This window comes from Polyangium sorediatum, from assembly GCF_029946465.1.
Taxonomy (GTDB): Bacteria; Myxococcota_A; Polyangia; order Polyangiales; family Polyangiaceae; genus Polyangium; species Polyangium fumosum.
On record NZ_JARZHI010000148.1, the window covers coordinates 1 to 7560 of the forward strand.

Consider the following 7560-nt stretch of genomic DNA (forward strand, 5'->3'; position numbering starts at 1 on the left):
CGCCCGCGCTCGTGGCGCAGTGGGCGACGGGCCGGAGGGTGCTGAACTCCTATGGCCCTACCGAGTTTAGCATCTTCGGGGCGCAAGCGTATTTTGATGCAGAACGTCCGGAGAATTTTTCGATCGGTCGACCGGTTCACGGGGTGCAGATTCACGTGCTCGATGGCGCGAAGCGGCCGGTGCCCGTCGGAATGGCCGGGGAGATCCACCTCGCGGGGGTGGGCCTCGCCCGTGGGTATCTGAATCGTCCCGGCATGACGGCGGAGCGGTTTGTCCCGGATCCATTTTCGAAGGAACCAGGGGCCCGGATGTATTGTACCGGGGACCTCGCGCGCTGGAACGAGGACGGGGAGCTTGAGTTTTTGGGTCGAGCCGACCATCAGGTGAAGATTCGAGGGTTCCGGGTCGAGATCGGCGAAGTCGAGGCGGCGCTCTCGTCGCACGCCGCGGTGGGGTCGTGTGTCGTCGTGGCGCGTGAAGATACGCCGGGGGACAAGCGCCTCGTCGTTTACGTGGTGGGGAAGGACGGCGCGCCGGAGGCGGGTGCGCTGCGCGAGCATCTGCGGAGCAGGCTGCCCGAGTACATGATTCCGTCGGCTTTCGTCTTCCTCGACGCGCTGCCGCTCTCGCCGAACGGCAAGGTGGACCGCAAAGCGCTGCCTGCGCCGGAAGACACGCGACAGGTCGCGGAGGCCGCCTACACCGCGCCGCGCACGGCGGCGGAGCGAGCGCTCGCGGAGATCTGGTCGGAGGTGCTGCGCGCCGCGTCCGTGGGAATCCACGACAATTTTTTCGCGCTCGGAGGCGATTCGATCCTCGCGATCCAGGTGGTGGGGCGAGCCAAGCGTGCCGGCTTGCACTTGACGGTGCGCGACATGTTCATGCACCAGACGGTCGCGGAGCTTTCGCAGGCCGCGCGCAGTTCCAGCGCAGCCCTGGTGGAGCAGGGCGCGGTGACCGGCAGGGTCTCGCTGACGCCGAGCCAGCATTGGTTCCTGCGCAAGGACCCCGAAGAGATACACCATTTCAATCAGGCAATGACGTGGACGCCGTCGTCCACGCTGTCGCCCGAGATCGTGGCGGAGGCATTGCAGGTCGTGTTGAGGCAACACGACGCGTTGCGATTGCGGTATCACCGCGCGGAGTCGGGGTGGGTGCAACGCCACGCGGAGGAAGTGGCGCTGCCGCTCGAGCGGGTAGACCTCTCGGCGGTGCCGTCCTCGGCACGCAAAGCTGCCGTGCAGAACGTGGCCGACGCTTTGCAAGGGGGGCTGTCGCTGTTCACGGGCCCGGTCGCCCGCGCGGCGTGGCTGGATCTCGGCGAGGAAGGGACGCGACTTCTGCTCGTCGTGCACCACCTCGTCGTGGACGGCGTGTCGTGGCGCATTCTGCACGAAGATCTGGAGCGCGCCTGCGAGGACCAGTTGGCCGGACAAACACCGCAGCTCGCCGCCAAGACGACGTCGTTCCGGCAGTGGTCGGAGCGGCTGCATGCATTCATTGCAGGCGGTGGTTTGTCGGAGGAGCTCGGCTACTGGCAGGCGCAATGCGGGCGCGGCGTGACGCCGCTTTCGCTCGATCGCGACGTGGCGCCGGGCACGGTCGGCGAGAGCCGCACGGTGGACGTGGAGCTCTCGGTGGAGGAGACCCGGGCGCTCTTGCAGGACGTGAGCTCGGCCTACCGCACCGAGATCAATGACGTCCTGCTTTCGGCGCTCGCGTCCGCGCTGCGCGCATTTTGCCAGATGGATACGGTTTGCATCGACCTGGAGGGGCACGGGCGCGAAGCGCTGGTCGAGGACGTGGACGTGTCCCGCACCGTTGGATGGTTCACGGCCATGTTCCCGGTCTGGCTGACGGTGCCGGGGAACGAGGATCCTGCGGCGCTCCTGAAGGGGATCAAGGAGCAGCTCCGGTCGGTGCCGAGCCGAGGCGTGGGGTATGGCTGGCTTCGGTATGCGCATCCGGACGCGGCGGTGCGCGCCTCGCTGTCGGTCGATTCGCCCGTGGTGTTCAACTACCTCGGGCAGCTCGATATGGCGGCGCAGGGCCGAGGGTTGCTTGGGCCGGCGGACGAGCCGACGGGGAGGGCCACGAGCCCACGGATGAGGCTGTGGCATACGCTGGCGGTGAACGGCGGGGTTTGGCAGGGACGCCTGCGGTTCGAATGGACCTACAGCCCCGTGGTCCACGACGCGTCCACGGTGGAGCAGCTCGCGGCGCGGTTCGTCGCCTCCCTCCGCCGGCTCATCGCACATTGCACGTCGAGCGAAGCGTTTGGATACACGCCTTCGGACTTTCCGCTCGCGCGGCTCGGGCAAGGAGTGTTGGATCGCCTCTTCGGGGGCATGCGCGACGTGGAGAGCGTCTATCCGCTCTCGCCGCTCCAGGCGGGGCTCCTGTTCCACGCCCTGAATGAGCCGGAGTCGCCGACCTACACGGTCCAGCTCGCGCTCGAGCTGGGCGGCGAGGTGAACGCCGCCGCCCTGGAAGGCGCGTGGAGGACCGTGATCGCACGGTACGCGGTCTACCGGACGTCGTTCGTATGGCAGGGAGTTCCGGAGCCGCTGCAGGTCGTGCATCGCCACGTCTCTTTCTCAATGCCGACGTACGACTGGTCCTCGCTGGACGCGGCCGAAGCCGAGGCGCGGTGGGAAACCCTGCAGCGCGAGGAACGTGCGGCCGGATTCGATTTCACGCACGCTCCCCTGTCGCGGGTCGTGCTCGTACGCATGCCCGGAGGCAGGACGTGGATGCTGAACAGCACGCATCACATCCTGTCTGACGGCTGGTCGATGCCGGTTGTGCTCGGTGAGCTGCAGGCCGCTTATGCCGCGCTTCGGGGAGGGAGCAGGCTCGTATTGCCGGCGCCGGCGCCGTACGAACGCTACATCGCATGGCTCGCAACGAAGGACGAACAGGCCTCGGCAGCCTTCTTCGCCACGTACCTGGCCAGCGTCGATGAGCCGACGCGGCTGCCGTTCCTGCCGCCCGGGGCGATGCCCGCCGAGGCGACGCGGGAGCACGCGAATCGTAATGACTCGTTGACGGCTGCCGAGACCACGGAGCTCACGGCATTCGCGCGGCGACATGGCCTGACCGTGAACACGGTGGTGCAAGGCGCGCTCGCGCAGATCCTCGGCCGTTATACGGGACGACCGGATGTCGTCTTCGGCATGACGACCTCCGGGCGCAGCGCGCCCATCCCCGGCATCGAGCGGATGGTCGGCCTGTTCATCAACACGCTGCCGCTCCGGGCCCGGTGGTCGGGCTCGGAAGGTGTGGTCGAATGGCTGCAGCGGCTGCAAGCCGAGCAGGTCGACCTGCGCGCCCACGAGGCCACCCCCCTTTATGAGGTGCAGCGGGCGAGCGCGGTGGGCGGAGGTCGCGCGCTGTTCGATACGCTCCTCGTTTTCGAAAACTATCCGGTGGACGAGGCGGCGCAGCAGGCCGAGGTGCTGCCGATCGTGAACTTCCGGTCTTTCGAGCAGACGAGCTACCCGCTGACCATTGCGGTGGTGGCGAGCAAGACGCTCGACCTGCGCTGGATGTGGAACCCCGCAGCTCTTCGCGGGGAAGACGTCGAGCGGATCTGGGGGCACCTGCGCACCCTGCTGCTCGACATGGTCGCGCACCCAGACAAACCATTGTCTGAGCTTGCCACGCTCACCGAGGCAGAGCACAGGCAGCTCGTTGCCTGGAACGACACGGAGGTGGCGTATCCCGCGTGCAAGTGCATTCATGTTCTGTTCGCGGAGCAGGCGGCGCGGACGCCCGACGCGGTGGCCTTGGTGTTCGCCGAGGAGGAGCTGACCTATCGGGAGCTCGACGAGCGCTCGAATCAGTTGGCGCACCACCTGCGCGCGCTGGGCGTGGACCCGGAGGTGCGTGTCGGGCTGTGCGTCGAGCGTTCGTTGGAGATGGTGGTGGGGCTGCTCGGCATTCTGAAGGCGGGCGGCGCGTACGTGCCGCTCGACCCTGGTTATCCGCGGGATCGGCTGGCCTTCATGCTGGCGGACGCGCGTCCGGCGGTGCTGCTGACGCAGGAGCGCCTGGAGGGCAGGTTGCCCGCGCATGAGGTTGTCACGGTCTACCTCGATGCGGGCGCGGCCCCTTGGCAGGCGCAACCGCTCACGTCCCCCGACGTGCAGGTAGGTCCGGACCATGCAATGTACGTGATTTACACGTCGGGCTCGACGGGTCGGCCGAAGGGAGTGCTCAACACGCATCGCGGGGTGGACAACCGCCTGCGCTGGATGCAGCGCACTTACGGGCTGAAGGCGAGCGACGCGGTGTTGCAGAAGACGCCGCTGTCATTCGACGTGTCGGGCTGGGAGCTGTGGTGGCCTCTCTTGGAGGGCTCCCGGATGGTGATTGCGGCGCCCGAGGGTCACAAGGATCCGCGTTATCTCGCTGCGCTGATGGGGGAGCGCGGGGTCACGGTGACGCATTTCGTGCCGTCGATGTTCGGGGTGTTTCTTGCGGCGACGGAGCCCCGGGAGCGTGCGTCGCTGCGATTGGTGTTCGCGAGCGGCGAGGCGCTGCCGGCGCACCTGCGTGTGTCCTGGTATGCGGGGAGCAAAGGCGAGCTTCACAATCTGTATGGCCCGACCGAGGCGGCCATTGATGTGACGAGCCACGCGTGCAGGCCGGAGGAGGAGGGGCCGGTGCCGATCGGGCGTCCGATCGACAACACGCGCACGTACGTGCTCGATGACGAACTGCGCGCGGTGCCCGTGGGCGTAGCGGGGGAGCTTTACCTGTCGGGGGTGCAGCTCGCGCGAGGCTATCTGAATCGCCCCGAGCTGACGGCGGAGCGATTCGTACCTGACCCGTTCTCGCCCGAGGCGGGTGCGCGGATGTATCGCACGGGCGACCTTGCGCGCTGGAGGGAGGACGGCGCGCTGGAGTTCCTGGGCCGCATCGACCATCAGGTGAAGGTCCGAGGATTCCGGATCGAACTCGGGGAAATCGAGGCTGCGCTCGTGACGCACGCGTCGGTGCGCGATTGCGTGGTGGTGGCCCGGGAGGAAGCGTCGGGCGACAAGCGGTTGGTAGCGTACGTGGTGGCTGCCGAGGAGACGTGGGCGCCAGGCACATTGCGGGAGCACCTGGGGACGACGCTGCCGGAGTACATGGTCCCGTCTGCATTCGTGCGGCTGACGGAGCTGCCGCTGAATCCAAGCGGCAAAGTGGATCGCAAGGCGCTGCCGGCACCCGAGGCGACGCGCGGCGGGGCGGAGACATCGTACGTGGCGCCGCGGACCGAGACGGAACGCGCGCTCGTGGCCCTCTGGGAAGAGTTGCTCGAAGTGCGGCCCATCGGCGTCCACGACGACTTCTTCCTGCTCGGCGGCCATTCGCTCTTGGCGGTGCGTCTCGTGTCCGCGGTGAAAGCGCGGCTCGGGCTCGGGCTGACTGTGTCGACGCTGCTTCAGCAATCGACGGTGGCGGCCCTGGCGGCGTCGCTGGATGGAATGGTGAAGCGGCCGGCGCCCGTGGCAGGCGTTTCGCCCGCTCCGCGCGGCGCGGCCGATTCAGCGTATGCCGACCTCTCGGGGACCGAGCGGCGGACGTGGTTCGCCGACAAACTCTCGCCCGAGGCGCTGTCGTACCAGGTCCCGCAGATGTTCGTCATTCGAGGTGCGCTCTCGGAACCGGCATTGCGCCAGAGCGTGTTGTTGCTCGCGGAGCGGCAGGAGATCCTGCGCACGACGTATCCCGAGGTGGACGGCGTGCCGAGGCGGGTGGTGGCGCAGAGGGTATCGATTCCGGTGCGCGTGGAGGACGTCTCGGCGCTGCCCGAAACTGCGCGGGAAGCCGCCCTGCGCGCGCTCCTGGAGGCCGAGATCGGGGTGCGTTTCGATCTCGGAGCGGGACCGCTGACACGGGTGCTCGTGGTGAGCGTGTCGTCCGCGCAGCATGTCGTGCTGGTCCTGCAGCACCACATCATCACAGACGAATGGTCGAGCGGCGTGCTGCTCTCCGAGCTCTCGCGCCTGTACGAGGCGTGCTGCCGCGGCGATGCGGCGAGTTTGCCGGCGCTCTCGTACCAATTCGACGATTATGCTCGGGGGGAGCAGGATGCGCTGACGGGTGGTGGATTCGGGGCTTCGCGTGCGTACTGGAAGGACAAACTCGCGGGTGTGCCGCGGCTCCAGTTGCCGATTCTTCGGCCCGCCTCGGAGGGCGGCCCCGGCCCCGAAGCGAGTGTGAAGGTCCGCATTCCAGCGGATGCGAGCAGCGCGCTGCAAGCGTTGGCGCGTGATCACGGCTGTACGCCGTTCATGGCGTGGTACGCGGTTCTGACGGCGGTGCTGTCGCGCTACAGCGGCCAGAAGGACTTCGGGCTGGGCGCGGTGATCGCGAACCGCGAGGCACCGGGCGCATCTCTCCTCCTCGGCTTCTTCACAAACACGGTCGTGCTGCGGACCGACCTTTCGGGTAACCCGACGTTTGCCGAGCTGCTGTCTCGCGCGCGACGGACGTCGCTGGACGCGTACGAGCACCAGGCGTTGCCGTTCGACATCGTCGTGCAGGATCAGGGGCTCTCGCGGCATGCCGGGGAGAACCCGCTGTATGACGTGGCCTTTTTCGAGGTGACGCCTCCGACCACCGGAGATGCGGCCGGGTGGTCACCCTTCCTTGGTGCGGTGCACGAGGGTATGGCGACGGCGAAGGACGCGCTTGCCGTCTCCGTGCAGCACTCGGTCGAAGGGACCGTCTTGGAGGTCCTGTACGACATGAGGCGCGTCTCGCGCACGGCAGCGGAGCGGTTGTGCAGCTATTTGCGGACGGTCATGACGGATGCCGCGGAGCATCCGGACAAACGTTTGTCGGATCTGGACCTCTTGACCGAAGAGGAAACGGAGAAGCTCGCTGCGTGGAACGACACGCCCAAGGTGGACCCCGCTGCCCGGTGCATTCACGAGCTCATTGCGGAGCAGGCGGCGAAGGTGCCTGGGGCGGTGGCGCTCGAACAGGACGGCCGGCAGCTCAGCTATGGGGAATTCGATGCGCAGGCCAATCGGCTGGCGCGCCACCTTCGTTCCCTCGGCGTCGGGCCCGAGGTGCGCGTGGCGCTGTGCGTGGAGCGGTCGTTCGACATGGTGGTGGGCTTGGTCGGGATCCTGAAGGCCGGCGGCGCGTTCGTGCCTCTGGATCCAGCGTATCCGGCGGAGAGGCTCTCGCTCCTGCTGTCCGAAGCGCAGGCGCCGGTGCTGCTGACGCACGAAAGTCTTGAGAGCCGGTTTACGGCGTCCGGCGTGACGGTGGTGCGGCTCGACGCGGACGTTGCGCAATGGGCGTCGCAGCCGGCTACGCTGCCCGAGAGCGGCGTCCGGCCCGAGCACGCGAATTACGTGGTGTTCACTTCCGGCTCCACGGGCAAACCCAAGCCTGTGGTCAACGAGCACCGGGGGCTGGCCGCGCGAGTGGCATTCCAGCGCGAGCATTTCGTGATCCATCCGAGCGATCGCGTGCTGCAGAGCGCAGCGGTGGCGTTCGACGGGGCGATCATCGACTGGATGATATCGCTGTGCAACGGAGCCGCGTGCGTGT

Annotated in this window: 1 protein-coding gene; it reads left to right on the forward strand. The window is 67.6% G+C overall.

Annotated elements, in window-relative coordinates; all coding sequences use genetic code 11:
- Positions 1–38: 38 nt before the first annotated feature.
- Positions 39–7560: non-ribosomal peptide synthetase (locus QHF89_RS49480; RefSeq protein ID WP_284722007.1), on the forward strand; the 7522-nt coding region annotated here is incomplete at its 3' end.